Here is a 23,991-nt window from a genome sequence, read left to right on the forward strand (position 1 = left end):
CACCCCAACGGATTCGTTGGGATGCCCAACGGTATAGGACGATCATAGGGAGAACCAACGATTTCTTGGTTAGGCTGCGGTCATGTCGGAAGCTCCCCTCCCCGCGATCCGCTCCCTGCCCAGCTGGCTGCTCGGCCGCGCCGCCGCCCGGGGCCGCGCCCTGGTGGCCGAGGCGCTGGCCGAGCAGGACATGCGGATGTGGCACCACGTGGTGCTGTCCGCCGTCCGGGACCTCGCGCCCGTCGCCCAGGCCGACCTCGGCCGCGGGATCCGGCTGGACCCCAAGGACCTGGTCGGCATCCTCGACGACCTCCAGGCGGCCGGCCTGGTCGTCCGCGAGCCGGACCCGAAGGACCGCCGCAAGAACGCGGTGTCCCTCACCGCGCGCGGAGCCCGGCTGCTGAAGCGCTGCGAGAAGGCGGCCCGCGCCGCCAACGACGAGCTGCTCGCGCCCCTGACACCGGCCGAGCGCGAGCAGTTCACGGGCATGCTGCTGCGGATATCCGGCACGGCCGACTAGGCGCCGCGGCCCGGGCAGGCCGAGACGGGGCCCCTGCGGCGCAGGGGGCGCTCCCCGCCGGTCGGGGCCCCGCCGCCGTGCAGCGGGACGAACCTGCTCAGCCCTGGGCGGCCGTGGCCCGCAGAGCGATGCGGTCCTCACCCGCGTACACGTTCATGGAGGCGCCCCGCAGGAAGCCCACCAGCGTCAGGCCCGTCTCGGCGGCCAGGTCCACCGCCAGCGACGACGGCGCCGACACCGCCGCCAGGACCGGGATGCCGGCCATGACGGCCTTCTGCGCCAGCTCGAAGGAGGCCCGGCCCGACACGAGCAGGACCGCCCGCGACAGCGGCAGCCCCCCGTCCCGCAGGGCACGGCCGACCAGCTTGTCGACCGCGTTGTGCCGGCCCACGTCCTCCCGGACGTCCAGCAGCTCGCCCTCCTCGGAGAACAGGGCCGCCGCGTGCAGGCCCCCCGTCCGGTCGAAGACCCGCTGGGCGGCGCGCAGCCGGTCGGGCAGGCCCGCCAGCAGTTCGGGGGTGACCCGGACCGGCGGGGCGTCGGCGATGGGCCAGCGGGCCGTGGTGCGCACCGCGTCCAGCGAGGCCTTGCCGCACAGCCCGCAGGAGGAGGTCGTGTAGACGTTGCGCTCCAGCGTGATGTCGGGGATCACCACGCCCGGGGCCGTCTGCACGTCGACGACGTTGTACGTGTTCGAGCCGTCTGCCGTCGCCCCGGCGCAGTAGACGATGTTCCGCAGGTCCTGTTGCCCGCCCAGCACGCCCTCGCTCACCAGGAAGCCCGCCGCCAGCGCGAAGTCGTCGCCCGGGGTGCGCATGGTGATCGCCAGGGGCTTGCCGTTCAGCCGGATCTCCAGGGGTTCCTCGGCGACGAGCGTGTCCGGGCGGCTGGAGACGGCCCCGTCCCGGATGCGGAGCACCTTGCGTCGTTCCGTGACTCGTCCCATGTCCTGATCAGCCCCGGTTCTGTACGTGCTGGTAGCCGAAGCGGCCCTTGATGCAGAGGTTGCCGTGGGTCACCGGGTTGTCGTGCGGCGAGGTGACCTTCACGATCTCATTGTCCTGCACGTGCAGCGTCAGGTTGCAGCCCACTCCGCAGTACGCGCACACCGTCGTCGTCTCCGTCTGCTTCGACTCGTCCCACGTACCCGCCGCGCGCATGTCGAACTCCGACTTGAAGGACAGCGCGCCCGTCGGGCACACCTCGATGCAGTTGCCGCAGTACACGCACGCCGAGTCGGTCAGCGGCGCGTCGTGCTCCACGGCGATCCGGGCGTCGAAACCGCGCCCGGCGACCGAGATCGCGAAGGTGTTCTGCCACTGGTCGCCGCAGGCGTCGACGCACTTGTAGCAGAGGATGCACTTGTCGTAGTCGCGCACGTACAGTTCGTTGTCGACCTTCGGCTCCTCGTTGAGCCGGGCCGCGTCCGGGCCGAAGCGGTCCGGCTTCGCCTCGTACTCCTTCAGCCACTCGGCGCCCCGGGGCGTGGTCGACAGGTCGACGGAGGACGCGAGCAGCTCCAGGACGATCTTCCGGCTGTGCCGGGCGCGCTCGGTGTCCGTGCGGACCTCCATGCCCGGCTCGGCCTTGCGGGAGCAGGCCGGGACGAGCGTCCTGGACCCCTCGACCTCGACGACACAGACCCGGCAGGCGTTCTTCGGCCGCAGGGTGTCGCCCTCGCACAGGGTCGGGATGTCCTTGCCCGCCGCCCGGCAGGCGTCGAGGATCGTCGAGCCCTCGGGGACCCGGGTCTCCTGCCCGTCGAGGGTGAACTCCAGCAGCCGGCGCGGGATCCCCAGCGGTGTGACGGTCATTCGTACGCTCCTAGACGGTCGATGGCGGATTCCACGGCGTTCCACGCGGTCTGCCCGAGACCGCAGATCGAGGCGTCCCGCATCGCGCGGCCGACCTCCCTCAGCAGGGCGATGTCGCCCGCGGCGGCGGCACCCGTGCGCTCCACGATCCGGTGCAGCGCCTCCTCCTGCCGCACGGTCCCGACCCGGCAGGGCACGCACTGCCCGCACGACTCGTCCCGGAAGAACTCGGCGATGCGCAGCAGCAGCCGGGGGAGGGGCACGGTGTCGTCGAAGGCCATGACGACCCCCGAGCCCAGGGTCGTGCCGGCCTCGCGCGTGCCCTCGAAGGTGAGCGGGATGTCCAGCTCGTCGGCCCGGACGAAACCGCCGGCCGCGCCGCCGAGCAGCACCGCCCGCAGCCCGTCCCGCACCCCGGCGAGCGCGAGCAGCTCACCGAGGGTCGCGCCGAACGGCAGCTCGTAGACACCGGGCCGCTCCACGGTCCCGGACACGCAGAACAGCTTGGGCCCGGTGGACCGCTGGGTGCCGATCGCCGCGTACGCCGGGGCGCCCATGGTCAGGATCGGCAGGACGTTGACCAGCGTCTCGACGTTGTTCTCCACCGTCGGCTTGCCGAACAGGCCCTTCTCCACGGGGAACGGCGGCTTGGAGCGGGGCTCGCCGCGGTAGCCCTCGATGGAGTTGAACAGGGCCGTCTCCTCACCGCAGATGTAGGCGCCCGCGCCGCGCCGGATCTCGATGTCGAAGGCGTAGCCCTGGCCGAGGACGTCGTCGCCGAGCAGCCCACGCGCGCGTGCCTGGGCGATGGCGTGCTCCAGGCGGTGCAGCGAGCGCGGGTACTCGCCGCGCAGGTAGAGGTAGCCCCGGTGGGCGCCCGTGGCGTACCCGGCGATCGTCATCGCCTCGATCAGCGCGTACGGGTCGCCCTCCATCAGCACCCGGTCCTTGAAGGTGCCGGGCTCCGACTCGTCGGCGTTGCAGACGAGGTAGTGCGGACGGTCCGGCTGGGACGCCGTGGCCTGCCACTTGCGGCCGGTGGGGAAGGCGGCGCCGCCGCGTCCGACCAGGCCCGAGTCGGTGACCTCGCGGATGACCCCCGCCGGACCGAGCTCGAAGGCCCGGCGCAGGGCGGTGTAGCCGCCGTGGGCGCGGTAGTCGTCGAGGGACGCCGGGTCGACCACGCCGACGCGGTGCAGCAGCATCAGGCCGTCCTGGCCGGCCTGGGGCACCGCCAGCGCGGCCGGGGGCTCCTCCGGCGCCGAGTCGGGGGCGCTCGCGGCGAGGACGGCCTCCTCGACGGTCGCCGGAGCCGACACCGCCGTACGGACCGGGTCACCGGCCTTGACCGCGAGTGCCGCCGGGGCACGTTCGCACAGGCCCAGGCACGGGCTGCGCTCCACGCTCACCCCGCTGCCGAGGCCCAGCCGCTCCTCGATCCCCGCGCACAGCTCCGGCGCCCCGGCCGCCGCGCACGCCAGGTCCGTGCACACGTGCAGCACGGTCGCCGGGCGCGGCTTGACGGAGAACATGGCGTAGAAGGTGGCGACCCCGTACGCCTCCGCCGGCGGCACCGTCAGCCGCCGGCACAGGTAGTCCAGGGCGCCGTCGCTGATCCAGCCGACCCGGTCGTTGATCGCGTGCAGCCCCGGCAACAGCAGGTCGCGGCGGTCCCGGGCCGCACGCCCGCCCCGGGCCCACCTCAGGTCCGTGTCGGAACGGTCGGCACCCTCCCAGGAGGACTCCGGTGGCCCGAGCAGGGCGTCGACGGCCGCCCGTTCCTCGTCCGTCGGTTTGCTGTCGCCGAAGTGCAGGTCCACGGTGCGTCACCCCACGATGGTCGCGATGGGCAGCTTCTCGATCCGGATCGCCGACGCCTTGAACTCCGCCGTCCCCGCGATCGGGCAGTTCGCCTCGATCGTCAGCTGGTTGGTGTCCACCTCGTCGGGGAAGTGCATGGTCATGAAGGCGAGCCCGGGCCGCAGCGCCGGGTCCACCCACACCGGTGCGGTCACCGACCCGCGCCGCGAGGTGACCTGGACCTCCTCGCCGACGACGACCCCGTAGCGCTCGGCGTCCTCCGGGGACAGCTCGATGTACTCGCCGCGCCGCAGCGGGGAGGCGTAACCGCCGCTCTGCACACCCGTGTTGTACGAGTCGAGCCGCCGCCCGGTGGTGAGCCGGATCGGGTAGCGCTCGTCGGTGAGGTCCACGGGCGGGTCGTGCTGCACGATCCCGAACGGCGCGAGCCGGCCGCGTTTCGCGGGGTCGGGGTCCCACAACCTGCCGTGCAGGTACGTCGGTTCCAGCCCGTCCGTGCTGGGGCAGGGCCACTGGATGCCCTGGTGCTCCTCCAGCCGCTCGTACGTCATGCCGTAGTGGTCCGGGGAGACCGACCGCAGCTCGTTCCACACGGTCTCGGCGTCGGCGTACTTCCAGTCGTGGCCGAGGCGGGCCGCGAGGTCGCAGATGATGTCGATGTCCTCGCGGGCCTCGCCGGGCGGGGCGACGGCCTTGCGGACGCGCTGGACACGCCGCTCGCTGTTGGTGGTCGTGCCCTCGGTCTCCGCCCAGCCGGCCGTGGCGGGCAGGACGACGTCCGCCAGCTCCGCCGTCTTCGTGAGGAAGATGTCCTGCACGACCAGGAAGTCGAGCGCCTTCAGCCGCCGCACGGCCTGCTCGCTGTCGGCCTCCGACTGGGCCGGGTTCTCGCCGATGCAGTAGACGGCCTTGAGCGAGCCGTCCTCCATCGCCTCGAACATCTCCGTGAGGTTCAGGCCGTAGTGCGGCTGGATGACGGTGTCCCAGGCCGACTCGAACTTCAGCCGCGTGTCGGGGTCGAGGATGTCCTGGAAGCCGGGCAGGCGGTTGGGGATCGCGCCCATGTCGCCGCCGCCCTGAACGTTGTTCTGCCCGCGCAGGGGCTGCAGGCCGGAGCCGTAGCGGCCGACGTGCCCGGTGAGCAGGGACAGGTTGATCAGGGCGCGGACGTTGTCGGTGCCGTTGTGGTGCTCGGTGATGCCGAGTGTCCAGCACAACTGGGCGCGCTCGGCCCGGGCGTAGGCGTGGGCCAGTTCCCTGATGGCCGCGGCCGGGACGCCCGTCACCTTCTCGGCGAGCGACAGCGTCCAGGGCTCGACCAGGGCCTTGTACTCCTCGAAGCCGGTGGTGGCGCGCTCGATGAACGCCTCGTTGGCGAGCCCCGCGTGGATGATCTCGCGGCCGATCGCGTGCGCCATCGGGATGTCCGTGCCGACGTTCAGCCCGAGCCAGCTCTCCGCCCACTCGGCGGTCGACGTCCGGCGCGGATCGACCGCGTACATCCGGGCGCCGTTCCTGATCCCCTTCAGCACGTGCTGGAAGAAGATCGGGTGCGCGAAGCGGGCGTTGGAGCCCCACATCACGATGACGTCGGTGTGCTCGATCTCCTCGTACGACGACGTCCCGCCGCCCGAGCCGAACGCCGCCGACAGCCCGGCCACGCTCGGGGCGTGGCAGGTGCGGTTGCAGGAGTCGACGTTGTTGGTGCCCATGACGACCCGGGCGAACTTCTGCGCGACGTAGTTCATCTCGTTCGTCGCCCGGGCGCAGGAGAACATGCCGAACGCGCCGCGGTTGCGGGCCAGTCCACGGGACGCGCGGTCCAGGGCCTCCTCCCAGCTCGCCCGGCGGAAGGGCTCGTCGCGCGAGTCCCTCACCAGCGGATGGGTGAGCCGTGTGTAGGTCTTCGGGGTTCGATCGCGTTTGCTCATGCGGCGCTCCTCAGCGCGAGCAGGTCCGAGATGGCGTGCACGGTGCGCAGGGTGGGCACGTCCACGCCGGTGATCTCCGCCAGCTCGACGACCGCCGCGAGCAGCACGTCGAGTTCGAGCGGCTTGCCGCGCTCCAGGTCCTGGAGCGTGGAGGTGCGGTGGTCGCCGACCCGCTCGGCACCCGCGAGCCGGCGCTCGACGGAGACGCCGACCTCGCAGCCCAGGGCGTTCGCCACCGCCAGCGTCTCGGTCATCATGATCTCGATGACCCTGCGGGTGCCGCCGTGCAGGCACATCTGCCGCATGGTCGCGCGGGCCAGCGCGCTGATCGGGTTGAAGGAGATGTTGCCGAGCAGCTTGACCCAGATGTCGCCCCGCAGATCCGGTTCGACCGGGCACTTCAGGCCGCCCGCCCGCATGGCCTCGGAGAATGCCTGGCACCGCCCGGACAGGCTGCGGTCGGGCTCGCCGATCGAGAACCGCGTGCCCTCCAGGTGCCGTACGATCCCGGGCCCTTCCAATTCGGTCGCCGCGTAGACGACACAGCCGACGGCCCGTTCGGGCGCGAGCACCGCACTGACCGCGCCGTCCGGGTCCACGCTCTCGATCCGGTGGCCGTCGTACGGGCCGCCGTGCCGGTGGAAGTACCACCAGGGGATGCCGTTCTGGGCCGCCACGACGGCCGTGGTGTCGTGCAGCAGCGGCGCGATCAGCGGCCCGCACGCCGCGTACGCGTTGGCCTTCAGGCCCAGGAAGACGTAATCGACCGGGCCGACCTCGGCCGGGTCGTCGGTCGCGTGGGGGTGCGCGGTGAAGTCGCCGCGCGGGCTGCGCACCCGGACTCCGTGCTGCCTCATGGCCGCCAGATGCGGTCCACGGGCGATGAGATGCACGTCGGCGCCCGCGCGGTGGAGCGCGGCGCCGACGTAGGCGCCGATGGCACCGGCGCCGAGAACTGCGACTTTCACGGGAACACTCCGTTCGGTTTGAGGGATACCGCGGAGGTGACTGCCGAAGGGCGGCCGTGCGGCTGGTGTCTGGCTCGCGCACGGCTTGTGTCGACGAAATATTGTCTACAGTATGGAGGTTGGGGCGGCAAGGGTCGTGCGCCGACCGTTCGGCGCATGCCGGATACCGCTCATCGCATACGGTCGACGCGCCGCCTTCTCAACTGCCTTGCGGATCCCTACCGTCCGGGGTTCATGAGTCCCCCCGTCGCGCCGCCGGGCTGGAGCCGCTGGCTCGTCCCGCCCGCCGCTCTCTCCGTACACCTCTCCATCGGCCAGGCCTACGCCTGGAGCGTGTTCAAACCGCCGCTCGAGTCCGCGCTCGGCCTCAGCGGCACGCAGAGCGCCCTGCCCTTCCAGCTGGGCATCGTCATGCTGGGCCTGTCCGCCGCGTTCGGCGGCACGCTCGTGGAGCGCAAGGGCCCCCGCTGGGCGATGACCGTCGCCCTGGTCTGCTTCTCCTCCGGCTTCCTGCTCTCCGCGCTGGGCGCGGCCCTGGAGCAGTACTGGCTGATCGTCCTCGGCTACGGCTTCGTCGGCGGCGTCGGCCTCGGCATCGGCTACATCTCGCCCGTCTCCACCCTGATCAAGTGGTTCCCGGACCGGCCCGGCATGGCCACCGGCATCGCCATCATGGGCTTCGGCGGCGGCGCGCTCATCGCCTCGCCCTGGTCGGCGCAGATGCTCGAGTCGTTCGGATCCGACAGCGGCGGCATCGCGCTGGCGTTCCTCGTGCACGGCCTCTCGTACGCCGTCTTCATGTTGCTGGGTGTACTGCTGGTCCGGGTTCCGCGTCATGCCCCGGAGACCCGGGGAACCGCGCGACAAGCCCTCACCGGCCCGCAGGTCTCCGCGAACCAGGCCATCCGCACCCCGCAGTTCTGGCTCCTGTGGATCGTGCTCTGCATGAACGTCACCGCGGGCATCGGCATCCTGGAGAAGGCCGCGCCGATGATCACGGACTTCTTCGCGGACACCTCCACACCGGTCTCGGTGACCGCCGCGGCCGGCTTCGTCGCGCTGCTGTCCGCGGCGAACATGGCGGGCCGCATCGGCTGGTCGTCGACGTCCGACCTGATCGGCCGCAAGAACATCTACCGCGTCTACCTCGGCGTCGGCGCCCTGATGTACGCCCTCATCGCCCTGTTCGGCGACTCCTCCAAGCCGCTGTTCATCCTGTGCGCGCTGGTCATCCTCTCCTTCTACGGCGGCGGATTCGCGACCGTTCCGGCCTATCTGAAGGACCTGTTCGGCACCCACCAGGTCGGCGCGATCCACGGGCGGCTGCTCACCGCCTGGTCCACGGCCGGGGTCCTCGGCCCGCTGATCGTGAACTGGATCGCCGACCGGCAGGAGGAGGCGGGCAGGCACGGCGCGTCCCTGTACGGGCTGTCGTTCGTCATCATGATCGGGCTGCTCGTCGTCGGCTTCGTCGCCAACGAACTCGTCCGGCCCGTCCACCCGCGTCACCACGTCCCGGCACCGAAGGAGGCCGCGCATGTCCAGCCCCAGCAGTCAGAGTCCGCCTAGCCCGGACCGGCGGTGGCTCATCGCCTTCGCCTGGACGTGGGTGGGCATGCCACTCGCCTACGGGCTGTACGAACTGGTCCGCAAGGCGACGCAGCTGTTCACCGGCTGAGGGTGTCCGCCTGGGGGTTCGACGGCCTGCCGGGTGCCCGGGGCGCTGACGGAAGCTGACAACGCGGGCGCCCGTTTCCTGTCGCCTTGGCTGCCGTCGTACCCGCGAGTCACTGATCAGACTGGTGGATCCGCTACCCAAGGCAACGAGGGGGACCCGCCCACATGAACGGCTCGCGCATCGCCGCCGTCGGCCACTACCAGCCCGCCAAGGTGCTCACCAACGAGGACCTGGCGGGCCTGGTGGACACCAGTGACGAGTGGATCAGGAGCCGGGTGGGGATCCGTACCCGCCACATCGCGGGCCCCGACGAACCGGTCGACGAACTCGCGGCGCACGCCGCCGCCAAGGCCCTCGCGGGGGCCGGACTGGCCCCGGCCGACATCGACCTGGTGCTGGTCGCCACCTCCACCGCCGTCGACCGCTCGCCCAACACGGCCGCCCGGGTCGCGGCCCGCCTCGGCATCCCGCAGGCCGCCACCATGGACCTCAACGTCGTGTGCGCCGGCTTCACCCACGCCCTGGCCACCGCCGACCACGCCGTCCGCGCGGGGGGCGCGAGCCGGGTGCTGGTCATCGGCGCCGACAAGATGTCCGAGGTGACCGACTGGAGCGACCGCACCACGTGCGTGCTCGTCGGCGACGGGGCCGGAGCCGCGGTGGTCGAGGCCGCCGCCGAGCCCGCCATCGGGCCGGTGCTGTGGGGGTCCGTGCCCGAGATGGGCAACGCCGTGCGGATCGAGGGCACGCCGCCGCGCTTCGCCCAGGAGGGGCAGAGCGTCTACCGCTGGGCGACCACACAGCTGCCGCCCATCGCGCGCCGGGCGTGCGAGCGGGCCGGACTGGAGCCCGCGGACCTCGCCGGGGTCGTGCTGCACCAGGCGAACCTGCGCATCATCGAACCCCTCGCCGAGAAGATCGGCGCCGTGAACGCCGTCGTCGCGCGCGACGTCACCGAGTCCGGCAACACCTCGGCCGCGAGCATCCCGCTCGCCCTCTCCAAGCTGGTCGAGCGGGGCGAGGTCTCGACGGGTGACCCGGTCCTGCTGTTCGGGTTCGGCGGGAACCTCTCCTACGCCGGGCAGGTCGTCCGCTGCCCCTGACGTGTGACGCGGTCAACTCCCCGAAGCCCTGGCCCCTGTGAGCCGTAGACTGTAGACGAAAGACAATCGATACTGACTCTGCGGCGACACCGGATTCCGCCGCGCTGTGCAGGGCCCTGCCGAGGAGGGGGACCGCGATGCTGTCGACAGGCCTGCCCCAGGGGGCGGTACCCAAGCTGGAACGCCCGGGTCCGCTGCGCGACCGTGTGTACGAGGCACTGCTCGAACTCATCACCACCCGTGCGCTCCAGCCCGGCCAGCACCTCGTCGAGAGCGAACTCGCCGGACATCTCGGCGTCTCCCGGCAGCCGGTGCGCGAGGCGCTGCAGCGGCTCAACACCGAGGGGTGGGTCGATCTGCGGCCCGCCCAGGGCGCGTTCGTGCACGAGCCGACGGAGGAGGAGGCCGACCAGCTCCTCACGGTCCGTACGCTGCTGGAGGCCGAGGCGGCCCGGCTCGCGGCGGCGGGCGCCGACAGCGCGGGCATCGCCGCCCTGGAGGCGCTGTGCGCGGAGGGCGAGCAGGCCGTCGAGGCCGACGACGTGGACGGGGCCGTCGCCATGAACGCCCGCTTCCACGCCAAGATCATGGAGCTGGCGGGCAACGCCGTCCTCGCCGAACTGGCCGCCCAGGTCGACCGGCGCGTGCGCTGGTACTACACGCCGGTGGCCCGCCAGCGCGGCCACCAGTCCTGGATCGAACACCGCGAACTCATCGCGGCGGTCGCCGCCCGGGACGAGCAGCGGGCGACCCAGCTGATGCGTGAACACACCGAGCACACACGACGGTCGTACCACGCGCGCGCCCGCTCCTGAGGCCCTCACCGGGCGCGGGCCGCACCGGCGTCGGTGCGGCCCGCGCCCGTCAGCACCGCCTGGGTCTGTGTCGTCTGGCCCACCAGGGCGCCGCTCTCGTCGCGCAGGTCCGTCCGGACCGCGATGAAGGAGCGGCCCACGTGTACGGGGTGCGCCTCGGCGCGGACGGTGCCCGACCGCACGGCGCGGAAGAAGTTCGTCTTCGACTCGACCGTCGAGGTGCTCGCGCCCGGCGGCAGATTGAGGAACGCGCACACCGCGCCGGCCGTGTCGGACAGTGCCATCAGCGCGCCGCCGTGCAGGACGCCACCCACCGTGCACAACTCCGGGGCCCAGGCGAGCGCGGCCCCGACCCGGGCGGGGGCGGCCTCCTCCAGAGCGATGCCCAGCGCACCGGCGAAGGGCACCGCCCGCGACAGGTCTTCCAGGGCAGGGGCGTCGGACATACGGGACCTCCCGACAGGGCGACCAGGACGAGGGCCAGCCTGACCCGGGCCCGCACCCCCGGTCGATTACCTGCGAGGTAAGGACCGCACCCCTCGCCTTTGTCCTGTGAGTGGAAAAAGTGGGGGGCAATTCCTGCGCGACTTCTTCCCACCCTCGGCAGCCGCTGCTACGTTCCCTCCGAAAGCAAGCCACCGCTGTGGCGGAAAACCGGCGCGCACAGGCCGATCGAGGCGGGGAGGGGCTCGTGAGACGTATGACCGCACGACCCGGAAACGCCCATCAGGCCCGACTGCTCAAGCTGTTGCGCGACGGCGGCCCCCACTCCCGCGCCCAGCTGGGCGACCAGGTCGACCTGTCGCGGTCCAAGCTCGCCGTGGAGGTGGACCGGCTGCTGGAGACGGGGCTGGTCGTGGCCGACGGTCTCGCCGCCTCGCGCGGTGGCCGCCGCAGCCACAACATCCGGCTCAACCCCGAGCTCCGGTTCCTCGGCGTCGACATCGGCGCGACCTCGGTCGACGTCGCCGTCACCAACGCCGAGCTGGAGACCCTCGGGCACATCAACCACCCCATGGACGTGCGCGAGGGACCGGTCGCGGTCTTCGAGCAGGTCCTGGCCATGGCGGCGAAGCTGAGGGCCTCCGGGCTCGCGGAGGGGTTCGACGGCGCCGGCATCGGCGTCCCCGGGCCGGTCCGCTTCCCCGAGGGCATCCCGGTCGCGCCACCGATCATGCCCGGCTGGGACGGCTTCCCCGTGCGGGAGGCGCTCAGCCAGGAACTCGGCTGCCCGGTCATGGTCGACAACGACGTGAACCTGATGGCGATGGGGGAGCAGCACGCGGGCGTCGCCCGCACCGTCGCCGACTTCCTCTGCGTCAAGATCGGCACGGGCATCGGCTGCGGCATCGTCGTCGGCGGTGAGGTCTACCGCGGTACGACGGGCAGCGCCGGCGACATCGGGCACATCCAGGCCGTGCCCGACGGCCGTCCCTGCGCCTGCGGCAACCGGGGCTGCCTGGAGGCCCACTTCAGCGGGGCGGCCCTCGCCCGCGACGCCCTGGAGGCCGCCCAGCAGGGCCTCTCGGCCGAACTGGCCTCGCGGCTGGAGACGAACGGCGGCCTCACCGCCGTCGACGTCGCCGCCGCGGCCGCCGCGGGCGACGCCACCGCGCTGGAGCTGATCCGCCAGGGCGGCAACCGCACCGGCCAGGTCATCGCCGGCCTGGTCAGCTTCTTCAACCCGGGCCTGGTGGTGATCGGCGGCGGGGTGACCGGCCTCGGCCACACCCTGCTCGCCGCGATCCGCACCCAGGTCTACCGCCAGTCCCTGCCGCTCGCGACCGGCAACCTGCCCATCGTCCTGGGCGAACTCGGACCCGCCGCCGGCGTCACCGGCGCGGCCCGGCTCATCAGCGACCACCTGTTCTCACCCGCGTAAGCGCACGTTCAGTACGTCAGTACGCCAGCACCACGCTCTCGGTACCCAGCCCTGCTCTGCCCTGCCCTGAACCGGCCCGCACGCCCGCCAAGGGGACCTCATGGCACCAGAACCACCGCTGCTCAGCATGTCCGGCATCACCAAGTCGTTCCCCGGAGTCCGGGCCCTCGACGGCGTCGACCTCGACGTCGTGGCCGGCGAGGTGCACTGCCTGCTCGGCCAGAACGGCGCCGGCAAGTCGACCCTCATCAAGGTCCTGGCCGGTGCCCACCAGCCCGACACCGGCCGTCTGCGCTGGCGCGGCGAGGACGTCACCCTCCGCTCGCCGATCTCCGCCATGCGCCTCGGCATCGCGACCATCTACCAGGAACTCGACCTGGTGGAGCACCTGTCGGTCGCCGAGAACGTCCACCTCGGACACGAGCCGACCGCCGCCGGCTTCGTCGTCCGGGGCAAGGCGGCGAAGGAGTCGACGGCCGCCCTGCTCAAGCGGCTCGGCCACGCCGAGATCGACCCGGGCCGGCTCGTCGGCGAGCTGTCGGCGGCGCAGCAGCAGATCGTGTCGATGGCCCGGGCCCTCTCGCACGACGTGCGGCTCATCGTGATGGACGAGCCGTCCGCCGCCCTCGACCCGGACGAGGTCGACAACCTCTTCCGCATCGTCGGCGACCTGACCGCCGCCGGAGTCGCCGTCGTCTACATCTCGCACCGCCTGGAGGAGATCCGCCGCATCGGCGACCGGGTCACCGTGCTGAAGGACGGCCGGGCCGTGGCGAACGGGCTCCCGGCGAAGTCGACCCCGACCCGCGAGGTCGTCGCCCTGATGACCGGCCGCAACGTCGAGTACGTCTTCCCCGACCGGCCCGTCGCCCCGCCGTCCGGGGAGCCCGTGCTGAAGGTCCGAGGACTGTCCCGCCAGGGCGAGTTCGAGACGCTCGACCTGGAGGTGCGACCGGGTGAGATCGTCGGCCTCGCCGGACTCGTCGGCTCGGGCCGCTCCGAGATCCTGGAGACCGTCTACGGCGCACGGAAACCGACGACCGGTCAGGTGCTGGTCGACGGCGGGCCCTTGAAGCCCGGCAGCGTCCGGGCCGCCGTGAGGGCCGGGCTCGGGCTCGCCCCCGAGGAACGCAAGGCGCAGGCCCTGCTGATGCTGGAGTCCGTCACCCGCAACGTGTCGGTCTCCTCCATGTCCCGCTTCTCGCGCGGCGGCTGGATCGACCGGGGCGCCGAACTCGGTGCCGCCCGGGCCGCCACCCGCGAGCTGTCGCTCAGGCCCGACAACCCGTCGGTGCCGGTGCGCACCCTGTCCGGCGGCAACCAGCAGAAGGCCGTCCTCGCCCGCTGGCTGCTGCGCGGCTGCAAGGTGCTGCTGCTCGACGAACCCACCCGCGGCGTCGACGTGGGCGCCCGCGCCGAGCTCTACGCGGTCATCCGCCGCCTCGCCGACGAGGGCCTCGCGGTGCTGCTGGTCTCCAGCGAGGTGCCCGAGGTGCTCGGTCTCGCCGACCGCGTCCTGGTGCTGCGCGAGGGCCGGGTCGTCCACACGGCACCCGCGCGCGAACTCGACGAACACCGCGTACTCGACCTGGTCATGGAAGGAAGCCCGGCGTCATGACGCAGCCCGTCTCCCCGCCCCGGGACAGCAGCACCGACAAGGTGCCCCAGGCGCAGCCCCCGGCCTGGCGCGCGGTACTGGTCCGCGCCGACGTCCGCACCCTCTCCCTGCTCGGTGTGCTCGCCGCGCTGGTCCTCATCGGCGGCATCACCAAACCCGACGAGTTCCTCGACACCCGCAACCTGCAACTCGTCCTCACCCAGGCGTCCGTCATCGGCGTCGTCACCGTCGGCATGACCTTCGTCATCGTCTCCGGCGGCATCGACCTGTCGGTCGGCGCGATCGTCGCCCTCGCCTCGGTGTGGGCCACCACCGTCGCCACGCAGGAGTACGGCTTCGCCGGGATCCTCTTCACGGCGGTCGTCGTCGGAGTCGGCTGCGGCCTGGTCAACGGTGTGCTCATCGCCTACGGAGCGATGGTGCCGTTCATCGCCACCCTCGCCATGCTCGCCTCCGCCCGCGGCCTCGCCCTGCAGATCACCGACGGCAAGACGCAGATCGTCACCGTGCCGTCCGTGCTCGACCTGGGGGAGCGCGACGCCTACGTGCTCGGCGTCCCGCCGCTGGTCATGGTGTTCGCCGTCGTCACGGTCATCGGCTGGCTGGTCCTCAACCGCACCACCTTCGGCCGCCGCACCGTCGCCGTCGGCGGCAACCCGGAGGCCGCCCGGCTGGCCGGCATCGACGTCCGCCGCCAGCGGCTCTACCTCTACCTGCTGTCCGGGCTGTGCTGCGGCATCGCCGCCTTCCTGCTGATCGTCCTGTCCGGCTCCGGGCAGAACACCAACGGCAACCTCTACGAACTCGACGCCATCGCCGCCGCCATCATCGGCGGCACCCTCCTCACCGGCGGCCGCGGCACCATCACCGGCTCCGTCCTCGGCGTCCTGATCTTCACCACGATCACCAACATCTTCGCCCTGAACAACCTGCAGAGCGACGTCCAGCAGATCGCCAAGGGAGCGATCATCGTCGCCGCCGTGCTGGTCCAGCGCCGTACCGCGAGCACGACCTGAGGGTCGTACCGCTCCCGCCAAGCACGACCTGAGGAAAGGGTTTCCCCGCCATGCCAGAGATCACGAGCCGCAGAGGACTGCTCTTCGGGGCCGCCGCCGTCTCCGCGGGCGCCCTCATCACGGGGTGCACCAGCAACGAGCCGTCCGAGTCGAAGGACGAGCCGGCCGGGAACAACCAGCCGGCCGCCGACGACAAGCCCGGCAAGCAGGTCACCATCGGCTTCGCCGGACCGCAGGCCGACCACGGCTGGCTCAACGCCATCAACGACAACGCCAAGAGCCGCGCCGAGAAGTACTCCGACGTCACCCTGGAGATCACCGAGGGCTCCAACGACACCGCCCAGCAGATCGGCCAGATCGAGACCCTCATCAACAAGAAGGTCGACGTCCTGGTCGTACTCCCCGCCGACGGCAAGGCCCTCACCCAGGTCGGCCTGAAGGCGATGCGCGCGGGCATCCCGGTCGTCAACCTCGACCGGATCTTCAACACCCCGCAGGCCTACCGCTGCTGGATCGGCGGCGACAACTACGGCATGGGCCTCAACGCCGGGCACTACATCGGCGAGAAGCTCAAGGGGAAGGCGAACGCCCGCGTCATCGAACTCGCCGGCCTCGACAACCTGGAGCTCACCAAGCAGCGCACCCAGGGCTTCGACGACGCCCTGAAGAACTACCCCAACATCAAGAAGGTCGCCCGCCAGGCCGCCGAGTTCACCGTCGAGTCCGGGCAGGCCAAGATGGCCCAGCTGCTCCAGGCCCAGTCGAAGTTCGACGCGCTGTGGAACCACGACGACGACCAGGGCGTCGGCGCGCTGCGCGCCATCGAGCAGGCCGGGCGCGACGACTTCCTGATGGTCGGCGGCGCGGGCGCCCTGTCGGCCTTCCAGGCCATCAAGCAGGACGACGGCGTCCTCAAGGCGACGGTGCTCTACCCGCCGACCATGGCCGCCTCCGCGATCGACCTCGCCCGCGCCCTGGGGCAGGGCAAGGGCATCGGCGGCATGGCCGAGTTCGAGATCCCCGCCTCCATCACGCTCTACTCGGCCGTCGTCGACAAGACCAACGTCGACCAGTACATGCCCACCGGCTTCAAGTGATCCATCCCGCACCCCCCACGTGCGCCACCCCGACCAGGACGAGGAGGACACCCGTATGGGACAGCCGCAAGCGCCGTCAGATGGGACCGAGGCAGGCAAGCCACCCCTGCGCGTGGGGATGGTGGGCTACGCCTTCATGGGCGCCGCCCACTCCCAGGGCTGGCGCACCGCGGGCCGCGTCTTCGACCTGCCGCTGGACCCGGTGCAGGCCGTGATCTGCGGCCGGGACCGCTCCGCCGCCCAGGCGGCCGCCGACCGGCACGGCTGGGCGTCCGTCGAGACCGACTGGCGGACCCTCGTCGAACGCGACGACATCGACCTCGTCGACATCTGCACCCCCGGCGACAGCCACGCCGAGATCGCCCTCGCAGCCCTGGCCGCCGGCAAGCACGTGCTGTGCGAGAAGCCGCTCGCCAACACCGTCGAGGAGGCCACCTCGATGGCCCGGGCTGCCGAGGAGGCCTACGGGCGCGGGCAGGTGGCGATGGTCGGCTTCAACTACCGCCGGGTGCCGGCCACCGCCCAGGCCCGCCGGATGGTCGCCGAGGGCCGGCTGGGCAGGCTGCGGCACGTGCGCGTGACGTACCTCCAGGACTGGCTCGTGGACCCCGGGTTCCCGCTGACCTGGCGGCTGCGCAAGGAGCAGGCCGGCTCGGGCTCGCTCGGCGACCTGGGCGCGCACATCATCGACCTCGCGCAGTACCTCGTGGGGGAGCCGCTGGCCGGCGTCTCCGCGCTGACGGAGACCTTCGTCCGCGAGCGGCCGCTGCCCACCGGCGCCACCAGCGGCCTGTCCGCCGTCTCGGCCACCGGCACCGGCGAGGTCACCGTGGACGACGCGGCCCTGTTCACGGCCCGCTTCCCCTCCGGTGCCATCGCCTCCTTCGAGGCCACCCGCTACGCCACCGGCCGCAAGAACGCCCTGCGCATCGAACTCAACGGCGAGCGCGGCTCGCTCGCCTTCGACCTGGAGCGGCTCAACGAGCTGTCCTTCCACGACGGCACCCAGCCGGGCGCGGAAGCCGGCTTCCGCCGCATCCTCGTCACCGAACCCGACCACCCCTACCTGGAGGCCTGGTGGCCGCCGGGCCACGGCCTCGGCTACGAGCACACCTTCGTCCACCAGGCCCGCGACCTCGTCCACGCCATCGCCGAGGGCCGCCGCCCCGAACCCTCCTTCACGGACGGGCTCCAGGTGCAGCGCGTGCTCGCCGCCGTGGAGGAGAGCGCCGAGAAGAACTCCGTCTACACCCCGATCGCGGTCTGAGGAGGCCCCTTTCCATGCCGCGCACCTTCACGCTCTTCACCGGCCAGTGGGCGGACCTGCCGCTGGAGGAGGTCTGCCGCCTGGCCCGCGACTTCGGCTACGACGGCCTCGAACTCGCCTGCTGGGGCGACCACTTCGAGGTCGACAAGGCGCTGAGCGATCCCTCCTACGTGGACTCCAGGCACCAGCTCCTCGACAAGTACGGCCTGAAGTGCTGGGCGATCTCCAACCACCTGGTCGGCCAGGCCGTCTGCGACGCCATCATCGACGAACGCCACCAGGCGATCCTCCCCGGGGCGATCTGGGGCGACGGCGACCCCGAAGGGGTCCGGCAGCGGGCCGCCGAACGCATGAAGGACACCGCGCGGGCCGCGGCCGCCTTCGGCGTCGACACCGTCATCGGCTTCACCGGCTCCGCCATCTGGCACCTCGTCGCCATGTTCCCGCCCGCCCCCGACGCGATGATCGAACGCGGCTACCAGGACTTCGCCGACCGCTGGAACCCGATCCTCGACGTCTTCGACGCGGAGGGCGTGCGGTTCGCGCACGAGGTCCACCCCAGCGAGATCGCCTACGACTACTGGACGACCCAGCGGGCCCTCGAAGCCGTCGACCGGCGCCCCGCCTTCGGCCTCAACTTCGACCCCTCGCACTTCGTGTGGCAGGACCTCGACCCGGTCGGTTTCCTGTGGGACTTCCGCGACCGCATCTACCACGTCGACTGCAAGGAGGCCCGCAAGCGCCTCGACGGACGCAACGGCCGGCTCGGTTCCCACCTGCCCTGGGGCGACCCGCGGCGCGGCTGGGACTTCGTCTCCGCCGGGCACGGCGACGTCCCCTGGGAGGACGTCTTCCGGATGCTGCGCTCCATCGACTACCAGGGCCCCATCTCGGTCGAGTGGGAGGACGCCGGCATGGACCGGGTCCAGGGGGCGCCCGAGGCGCTGGCCCGCCTCAAGGCCTTCGACTTCGAGCCGCCCAGCGCGTCGTTCGACGCCGCGTTCAACAGCTGAACAGCGCGCCCGGCGCTGGTCGGGAGCGGGGACCGGCACCATCGCCGATCCCCCTTCCGACCTGCCCGGATCCCGCTTTGTCCTGGGGCGGGAGAAAGTTCCACCGAGTCGCTCTCAAGGGGTGTTCGCCCCGGACGGACCCGGTTACCTTCCTTGATGTGTTCAGGACACACACACCTCCGGGGTGACGGCGCACCCCGGCGCCCGCACCGCACGTCTTCGTACCCACCCGTACGGCCCACCCGTTCCCGGAGGGACTTCGTGCAGAGAACCAGCCTCAGAAGCACCCGCACCTCCAGACGCCCCAAACTGCGCACCACCGTCGCCCTGTTCACCGGCCTGCTCCTGGCCGTGGGCACCCCCGCCACCGTCGCGGGCGCCCACCCCGGTCACGCGGAGCACGACGAACCGGCGGCCGCCGAGGGCCAGTTCCAGCAGGTGCCGCTCGCCAAGGGCGAACCCGAGACGGGCGAGCCGATGTCGCTCGCCGTGCTCCCGGACCGCAGCGTCCTGCACACCTCGCGCGACGGCACGCTGCGCCTCACCGACCAGGGCGGCGTCACCAAGGTCGCCGGCAGGATCCCCGTCTACACCCACGACGAGGAAGGCCTCCAGGGCGTCGGCGTCGACCCGGACTTCAAGAACAACCGGGCGATCTACCTGTACTACGCCCCGCCGCTCGACACCCCGGTCGGCGACGCTCCGGAGACCGGCACCGCCGAGGACTTCAAGAAGTTCGACGGCGTCAACCGCCTCTCCCGCTTCACCCTGAACGCCAACGGCACGCTGAACCTGGCCAGCGAGAAGAAGGTCATCGACGTCGCGGCCTCCCGCGGCACCTGCTGCCACGTCGGCGGCGACATCGACTTCGACGCCGACGGCAACCTCTACCTGTCGACCGGCGACGACACCAACCCCTTCGCCTCCGACGGCTACACGCCGATCGACGACCGGCCGGGCCGCAACCCGGCCTTCGACGCCCGCCGCAGCTCCGCCAACACCAACGACCTGCGCGGCAAGATCCTGCGCATCAAGGTCGCCGCGGACGGCTCGTACACCATCCCGGAGGGCAACCTCTTCGCCCCGGGCACCGAGAAGACCCGCCCCGAGATCTACGCGATGGGCTTCCGCAACCCGTTCCGGATGAGCGTCGACGACAAGACCGGCATCGTCTACGTCGGCGACTACGGCCCCGACGCGGGCGCCGCCGACCCCAAGCGCGGCCCGGCGGGACAGGTCGAGTTCGCCAAGGTGACCAAGCCGGCCAACTTCGGCTGGCCCTTCTGCACCGGCGACAACGACCCCTACGTCGACTACGACTTCGCCACCAAGGAGTCCGGCGAGACGTTCGACTGCGCCGCCCCGAAGAACACCTCCCCGCACAACACGGGTCTGGTCGACCTGCCGCCCGCGCAGGCCGCCTGGATCCCGTACGACGGCGGCTCCCTGCCCGAGTTCGGCGACGGCTCCGAGTCCCCGATGGCCGGCCCGGTCTACCGCTACGACCCCGACCTCGACTCCAGCGTGAAGTTCCCCGAGGCCTACGACGGCGACTTCTTCGCCGGTGAGTTCGGCCGCCGCTGGATCAAGCGGATCGAGCAGAACGACGACGGCTCCGTCGCGAAGATCAACGACTTCCCGTGGACCGGCACCCAGATCATGGACATGGAGTTCGGCCCCGACGGCGCGCTCTACGTCCTCGACTACGGCGTCTCCTGGTTCCAGGGCGACGAGCACTCCGCCCTGTACCGGATCGAGAACGCCGAGGACGGCTTCTCGCCGATCGCCGAGGTGAGCGCCGACAAGACCTCCGGCGCGGCCGGCCTGAAGGTCAAGTTCACCGCCTCCGCCAAGGACGCCGACTCCACGAACCTCACCTACAGCTGGGACTTCGGCGACGGCACCAAGGGCGAGGGCCTCACCCCCACCCACCGGTACAAGAAGGTCGGCACCTACAGCGCCACCTTCACCGCCAAGGACCCCGAGGGCAACACCGGCAACGCCAGCCTCCGGATCGTCGTCGGCAACACCGAACCGAAGGTGACGATCGAGACCCCGGCCAACGGCACCCTGGCCGCCTTCGGCCGGCCCGTCCCGTTCAAGGTGAAGGTCACCGACCCCGAGGAGACGGTCGACTGCTCCAAGGTCAAGGTCACCTACAGCCTCGGCCACGACTCCCACGCCCACGAGCTGACCAGCGAGATGGGCTGCGAGGGCACCCTGAAGCCGCCGCCCGGTGACGGCGGCCACGACCCCAACGCCAACATCTACGGCGTGGTCGGCGCCAGCTACACCGACGGCGGAGCCAACGGCCAGGAGGAGCTGACCGGCACCGCCCGCACCGTCCTGCAGCCGCTGCACCGCCAGGGCGAGCACTTCACCACCCAGTCCGGCGTGTCCGTCATCGACAAGACCGGCGCCCACGGCGGCAAGACCGTCGGCGACATCGACGACGGCGACTGGATCTCCTTCACCCCCTACCGGTTCGACGGCCAGAAGAAGCTGACCGTACGGGCCTCCTCCGGCGGCGCGGGCGGCTTCGTCGAGCTGCGCACCGGCTCGCCCGAGGGACCGCTGCACGGCTCTGCGTACATCCCGCCGACCGGCGGCTGGGAGACCTTCCAGAACGTCGACGTGCCGCTGCGGTCGCTGCCGAAGAAGACCACCGACATCTACCTGGTCTTCAAGGGCGGCGAGGGCGCGCTGTTCGACGTGGACGACTTCGAGTTCTCCAAGGAGCCGTTCACGGGCGGCAAGAAGGTCCTGGTCTTCTCCAAGACCGCCGGCTTCCGCCACGACTCCATCCCGGCCGGCATCGCCGCGCTGAAGGAACTCGGCGGCCCCGCCGGCATCACGGTCGACGCCACCGAGGAAGCCCGGCAGTTCACCACCACCAACCTCGCCAAGTACGACGCGGTCGCCTTCCTGTCCACCACCGGCGATGTGCTCAACGCCGAGCAGCAGAAGGCGTTCGAGGACTACGTGGCGGGCGGCGGCGGGTACATGGGCATCCACGCGGCGGCCGACACCGAGTACGACTGGGAGTTCTACGGCGGCCTCGTCGGCGCCTACTTCCACTCGCACCCGGCCATCCAGAAGGCCACCGTCCGCGTCGAAGACCACGACCACCCGTCCACCGCACACCTGGGCGACGCCTGGGAGCGCACCGACGAGTGGTACAACTACCGCACCAACCCCCGCGAACAGGCCAAGGTCCTCGCCACCCTGGACGAGACCACCTACCAGGGCGGCACCATGAAGGGCGACCACCCCATCGCCTGGTGCCAGAGCTACGGCGGCGGCCGCTCCTTCTACACCGGCGGCGGCCACACCAAGGAGTCCTACGCCGACGAGGCCTTCCGCGCCCACCTGCTCGGCGGCCTGCAGTACGCCACCGGCCAGGTCAAGGCCGACTGCAAGCCGGGCAAGGACTACCGGAAGATCTTCAACGGCCGGACCCTGGACGGCTGGAAGCAGGCCGGCCCCGGCAGGTTCGTCGTCAAGGACGGCGTGATGGAGACCGAGGGCGGCATGGGCCTGCTCTGGTACCAGGCCAAGGAGCTGAAGTCGTACTCCCTCAAGCTCGACTGGAAGATGCAGGGCGACGACAACTCCGGGATCTTCGTGGGCTTCCCGGCCTCCGACGACCCCTGGTCCGCCGTCAACAAGGGCTACGAGATCCAGATCGACGCCACGGACGCGCCGGACCGCACCACGGGATCCGTCTACTCCTTCAAGTCGGCCAACATCAAGGCCCGTGACCAGGTTCTGCGGCCGCCCGGCCAGTGGAACTCCTACGAGATCAAGGTCCAGGGCGAACGCCTCCAGGTGTTCCTCAACGGAGTCAAGATCAACGACTTCACCAACAAGGACCCCGAGCGGAGCCTGACCGACGGCTACATCGGCCTGCAGAACCACGGCGCCGACGACCAGGTCTCCTTCCGCAACATCCAGCTCAAGGAACTGCCCGTCCAGGGCCAGTGAACGGCGGCGGGCGGGGGACGCCGGACCCCCGCCCGCCGTCTCCCCCCTCCCCCCCCCGGGTTCGCGCACGACCAGGAGGCTGCCCATGTCCGCGTCCCTTCCCCGACCGCGTGTGGGGGTGTGGCTGATCGGAGCCCGCGGCTCCGTCGCCACCACCGTCGTCACGGGGTGCGCCGCCGTCGCCGCGGGACTGCGTCCGCCCACCGGCATGGTGACCGAGACCCCCGCCTTCGCCGACAGCGGCCTGCCCGCCCTGTCCGACCTCGTCTTCGGCGGCCACGACACCGTCGACTGCCCCCTCCCCAAACGCGCCGAGACCCTGACCGCGGGTGGCGTCCTCCCCCCGGGCGTCGCCACCGCCGTCACCGCCGAACTCACCGCGGTCGACGAGGAGATCCGGCCCGGCGGCCCCACCCCGGGGGACACCAGGAGCGAGGCCGACCTCATCGCGGCCTTCACCCACGACATCCGCGACTTCACCCACCGCCACGCCTTGCAGCGGACCGTGGTGGTGAACGTCGCCTCCACCGAACCCGCCTCCCGGGGCCCCGGCGCCCCGCTCCCGGCCAGCACCCTGTACGCCCTGGCGGCCCTCCGCGCGGGCTGCCCCTACGTCAACTTCACTCCCTCCCAGGGCATGCACCACCCCGTCGCCGCCCGCGAGGCCCAGCACAGCGGCCTGCCCCACGCCGGCCGGGACGGCAAGACCGGGCAGACCCTGCTGCGGGCCGTGCTGGGCCCGATGTTCGCCCAGCGGGCACTCGACGTCCGGGCCTGGTCCGGCACGAACCTGCTCGGCGGCGGAGACGGCGCCGCCCTCGCCGACCCGGCCGCCGCGGCGGCGAAGAACGCCGGCAAGGAACGCGTCCTCGCCGACACCCTCGGCCATGTCCCCGAGGGCGAGGTCCACATCGACGACGTCCCCGCCCTCGGCGACTGGAAGACCGCCTGGGACCACATCGCCTTCGACGGCTTCCTCGGCACCCGCATGATCCTCCAGACCATCTGGCAGGGCTGCGACTCGGCCCTCGCCGCACCCCTGGTGCTCGACCTCGCCCGCCTCACCGCCCGCGCCCACGAGACGGGCCTGACCGGTCCGCTCGGCGCTCTCGGGTTCTACTTCAAGGACCCGGTGGGGGAGGGGCCCTCGGGCCTGTCCGAACAGTACGGGGCGCTGGTCCGGTTCGGGCGTGAGCTGGGACGGACGGCCGAGGCCGACCTCGGCACGGAGACGGGGAGCAGCGGTGGCGTGGGGGCGGGGAGCAGCCCCGGCCCGGGGGCGGAGGGCGGCCCGGGCGTGGAAGCGGGGGAGCGGGCCGACGCATCGGAGGACGTGCTGTGACGCTGCGCGAGAGGCCCGGCTCACGCCCCGACGGCTCACGCCCCGACGGCACCGTCACGGCGGCCGCCGGGGCCGCCGCCTGTGGGACGGACGGGCGAACGGTCACCGGCCACCCGCACCGC

Annotated in this window: 19 protein-coding genes; 13 read left to right on the top strand and 6 right to left on the bottom strand. The window is 71.7% G+C overall.

Features of this window, described 5'->3' with window-relative positions:
- Nucleotides 1–82 precede the first annotated feature (82 nt).
- Nucleotides 83–520, top strand: coding sequence for a MarR family winged helix-turn-helix transcriptional regulator (locus tag C1703_RS33695; protein ID WP_114256382.1), 438 nt, complete (start codon nt 83–85; stop codon nt 518–520).
- A 97-nt stretch (nt 521–617) separates the two neighbouring features.
- Here the strand turns inward: C1703_RS33695 and fdhD are convergent, their stop codons facing one another.
- Genes fdhD through C1703_RS33720 form a run of 5 tightly spaced genes read right to left on the bottom strand, consistent with a single transcriptional unit; the run spans nt 618 to nt 7,054 of the window.
- A complete protein-coding gene (gene fdhD, locus C1703_RS33700) occupies nt 618–1,466 on the bottom strand; it encodes a formate dehydrogenase accessory sulfurtransferase FdhD (protein WP_114256383.1) in 849 nt (282 codons plus the stop codon).
- A 7-nt stretch (nt 1,467–1,473) separates the two neighbouring features.
- Nucleotides 1,474–2,334, bottom strand: coding sequence for a 2Fe-2S iron-sulfur cluster-binding protein (locus tag C1703_RS33705; protein WP_114256384.1), 861 nt, complete (start codon nt 2,332–2,334; stop codon nt 1,474–1,476).
- Nucleotides 2,331–4,154 (bottom strand): NAD(P)H-dependent oxidoreductase subunit E, encoded by a 1,824-nt coding sequence (locus C1703_RS33710; RefSeq protein WP_114256385.1) that lies wholly within the window; start codon nt 4,152–4,154, stop codon nt 2,331–2,333. Before C1703_RS33710 ends, C1703_RS33705 begins: the two co-directional genes overlap by 4 nt.
- A gap of 6 nt (nt 4,155–4,160) precedes the next feature.
- Entirely contained in the window at nt 4,161–6,086 is a 1,926-nt protein-coding gene (locus C1703_RS33715) for a molybdopterin-dependent oxidoreductase (protein ID WP_114256386.1), read from the bottom strand.
- Nucleotides 6,083–7,054, bottom strand: coding sequence for a 2-dehydropantoate 2-reductase (locus C1703_RS33720; protein WP_114256387.1), 972 nt, complete (start codon nt 7,052–7,054; stop codon nt 6,083–6,085). The genes C1703_RS33715 and C1703_RS33720 overlap by 4 nt, the downstream gene beginning before the upstream one ends.
- A 234-nt stretch (nt 7,055–7,288) precedes the next feature.
- Between C1703_RS33720 and C1703_RS33725 the strand changes: the two genes are divergently transcribed.
- The 4 genes from C1703_RS33725 to C1703_RS33735 all read left to right on the top strand — a co-directional run bounded on the left by C1703_RS33725 (nt 7,289) and on the right by C1703_RS33735 (nt 10,650).
- On the top strand, nt 7,289–8,623 hold the full coding sequence (locus C1703_RS33725; protein ID WP_114256388.1) for an OFA family MFS transporter: 1,335 nt from the start codon (nt 7,289–7,291) through the stop codon (nt 8,621–8,623).
- Nucleotides 8,592–8,732, top strand: coding sequence for a hypothetical protein (locus C1703_RS39405; protein WP_198678343.1), 141 nt, complete (start codon nt 8,592–8,594; stop codon nt 8,730–8,732). The genes C1703_RS33725 and C1703_RS39405 overlap by 32 nt, the downstream gene beginning before the upstream one ends.
- A 164-nt stretch (nt 8,733–8,896) precedes the next feature.
- Nucleotides 8,897–9,835 (top strand): beta-ketoacyl-ACP synthase III, encoded by a 939-nt coding sequence (locus C1703_RS33730; RefSeq protein WP_114256389.1) that lies wholly within the window; start codon nt 8,897–8,899, stop codon nt 9,833–9,835.
- Nucleotides 9,836–9,972: 137 nt separating this feature from the next.
- Nucleotides 9,973–10,650: a GntR family transcriptional regulator gene (locus tag C1703_RS33735; RefSeq protein ID WP_114256390.1), complete on the top strand. Its 678-nt coding sequence runs from the start codon at nt 9,973–9,975 to the stop codon at nt 10,648–10,650.
- 5 nt (nt 10,651–10,655) lie between these two features.
- Here the strand turns inward: C1703_RS33735 and C1703_RS33740 are convergent, their stop codons facing one another.
- A complete protein-coding gene (locus tag C1703_RS33740; RefSeq protein ID WP_114256391.1) occupies nt 10,656–11,096 on the bottom strand; it encodes a PaaI family thioesterase in 441 nt (146 codons plus the stop codon).
- A gap of 254 nt (nt 11,097–11,350) precedes the next feature.
- Here C1703_RS33740 and C1703_RS33745 point away from each other — a divergent pair, with 254 nt between their 5' ends.
- The 8 genes from C1703_RS33745 to C1703_RS33780 all read left to right on the top strand — a co-directional run bounded on the left by C1703_RS33745 (nt 11,351) and on the right by C1703_RS33780 (nt 23,869).
- Nucleotides 11,351–12,532 (top strand): ROK family transcriptional regulator, encoded by a 1,182-nt coding sequence (locus C1703_RS33745; protein WP_114256392.1) that lies wholly within the window; start codon nt 11,351–11,353, stop codon nt 12,530–12,532.
- A 100-nt stretch (nt 12,533–12,632) separates the two neighbouring features.
- Nucleotides 12,633–14,150, top strand: coding sequence for a sugar ABC transporter ATP-binding protein (locus C1703_RS33750; protein ID WP_114256393.1), 1,518 nt, complete (start codon nt 12,633–12,635; stop codon nt 14,148–14,150).
- Nucleotides 14,147–15,166 (top strand): ABC transporter permease, encoded by a 1,020-nt coding sequence (locus C1703_RS33755; protein ID WP_114256394.1) that lies wholly within the window; start codon nt 14,147–14,149, stop codon nt 15,164–15,166. Before C1703_RS33750 ends, C1703_RS33755 begins: the two co-directional genes overlap by 4 nt.
- A gap of 50 nt (nt 15,167–15,216) precedes the next feature.
- Nucleotides 15,217–16,263, top strand: coding sequence for a substrate-binding domain-containing protein (locus C1703_RS33760; RefSeq protein ID WP_114256395.1), 1,047 nt, complete (start codon nt 15,217–15,219; stop codon nt 16,261–16,263).
- Between the two features lie 55 nt (nt 16,264–16,318).
- Nucleotides 16,319–17,530, top strand: coding sequence for a Gfo/Idh/MocA family oxidoreductase (locus tag C1703_RS33765; RefSeq protein WP_114256396.1), 1,212 nt, complete (start codon nt 16,319–16,321; stop codon nt 17,528–17,530).
- Nucleotides 17,531–17,544: 14 nt separating this feature from the next.
- Nucleotides 17,545–18,543 carry a sugar phosphate isomerase/epimerase family protein gene (locus C1703_RS33770; RefSeq protein ID WP_114256397.1) on the top strand — a complete coding sequence of 333 codons (999 nt, stop codon included), beginning with the start codon at nt 17,545–17,547 and terminating at the stop codon, nt 18,541–18,543.
- A 261-nt stretch (nt 18,544–18,804) separates the two neighbouring features.
- Complete coding sequence (locus tag C1703_RS33775; protein ID WP_114256398.1) at nt 18,805–22,527, top strand: ThuA domain-containing protein; 3,723 nt, start codon at nt 18,805–18,807, stop codon at nt 22,525–22,527.
- An 85-nt stretch (nt 22,528–22,612) separates the two neighbouring features.
- Nucleotides 22,613–23,869 (top strand): inositol-3-phosphate synthase, encoded by a 1,257-nt coding sequence (locus C1703_RS33780; protein ID WP_232840672.1) that lies wholly within the window; start codon nt 22,613–22,615, stop codon nt 23,867–23,869.
- Nucleotides 23,870–23,991 lie beyond the last annotated feature (122 nt).

Origin of the sequence: Streptomyces sp. Go-475 (assembly GCF_003330845.1) — a bacterium.
In the GTDB taxonomy this organism is placed as follows: Bacteria; Actinomycetota; Actinomycetes; order Streptomycetales; family Streptomycetaceae; genus Streptomyces.

What these genes read in the sequence shown, in the direction of transcription:
- C1703_RS33735 (WP_114256390.1), top strand. Translation starts at nt 9,973, where the DNA reads ATGCTGTCGACAGGCCTGCCCCAGGGGGCGGTACCCAAGCTGGAACGC.
- C1703_RS33725 (WP_114256388.1), top strand. Translation starts at nt 7,289, where the DNA reads ATGAGTCCCCCCGTCGCGCCGCCGGGCTGGAGCCGCTGGCTCGTCCCG.
- C1703_RS33740 (WP_114256391.1), bottom strand. Translation starts at nt 11,096, where the DNA reads ATGTCCGACGCCCCTGCCCTGGAAGACCTGTCGCGGGCGGTGCCCTTC.
- C1703_RS33730 (WP_114256389.1), top strand. Translation starts at nt 8,897, where the DNA reads ATGAACGGCTCGCGCATCGCCGCCGTCGGCCACTACCAGCCCGCCAAG.
- C1703_RS33705 (WP_114256384.1), bottom strand. Translation starts at nt 2,334, where the DNA reads ATGACCGTCACACCGCTGGGGATCCCGCGCCGGCTGCTGGAGTTCACC.
- C1703_RS33780 (WP_232840672.1), top strand. Translation starts at nt 22,613, where the DNA reads ATGTCCGCGTCCCTTCCCCGACCGCGTGTGGGGGTGTGGCTGATCGGA.
- C1703_RS33695 (WP_114256382.1), top strand. Translation starts at nt 83, where the DNA reads ATGTCGGAAGCTCCCCTCCCCGCGATCCGCTCCCTGCCCAGCTGGCTG.
- fdhD (WP_114256383.1), bottom strand. Translation starts at nt 1,466, where the DNA reads ATGGGACGAGTCACGGAACGACGCAAGGTGCTCCGCATCCGGGACGGG.
- C1703_RS33750 (WP_114256393.1), top strand. Translation starts at nt 12,633, where the DNA reads ATGGCACCAGAACCACCGCTGCTCAGCATGTCCGGCATCACCAAGTCG.
- C1703_RS33755 (WP_114256394.1), top strand. Translation starts at nt 14,147, where the DNA reads ATGACGCAGCCCGTCTCCCCGCCCCGGGACAGCAGCACCGACAAGGTG.
- C1703_RS33765 (WP_114256396.1), top strand. Translation starts at nt 16,319, where the DNA reads ATGGGACAGCCGCAAGCGCCGTCAGATGGGACCGAGGCAGGCAAGCCA.
- C1703_RS33770 (WP_114256397.1), top strand. Translation starts at nt 17,545, where the DNA reads ATGCCGCGCACCTTCACGCTCTTCACCGGCCAGTGGGCGGACCTGCCG.
- C1703_RS33745 (WP_114256392.1), top strand. Translation starts at nt 11,351, where the DNA reads ATGACCGCACGACCCGGAAACGCCCATCAGGCCCGACTGCTCAAGCTG.
- C1703_RS33715 (WP_114256386.1), bottom strand. Translation starts at nt 6,086, where the DNA reads ATGAGCAAACGCGATCGAACCCCGAAGACCTACACACGGCTCACCCAT.
- C1703_RS39405 (WP_198678343.1), top strand. Translation starts at nt 8,592, where the DNA reads ATGTCCAGCCCCAGCAGTCAGAGTCCGCCTAGCCCGGACCGGCGGTGG.
- C1703_RS33760 (WP_114256395.1), top strand. Translation starts at nt 15,217, where the DNA reads ATGCCAGAGATCACGAGCCGCAGAGGACTGCTCTTCGGGGCCGCCGCC.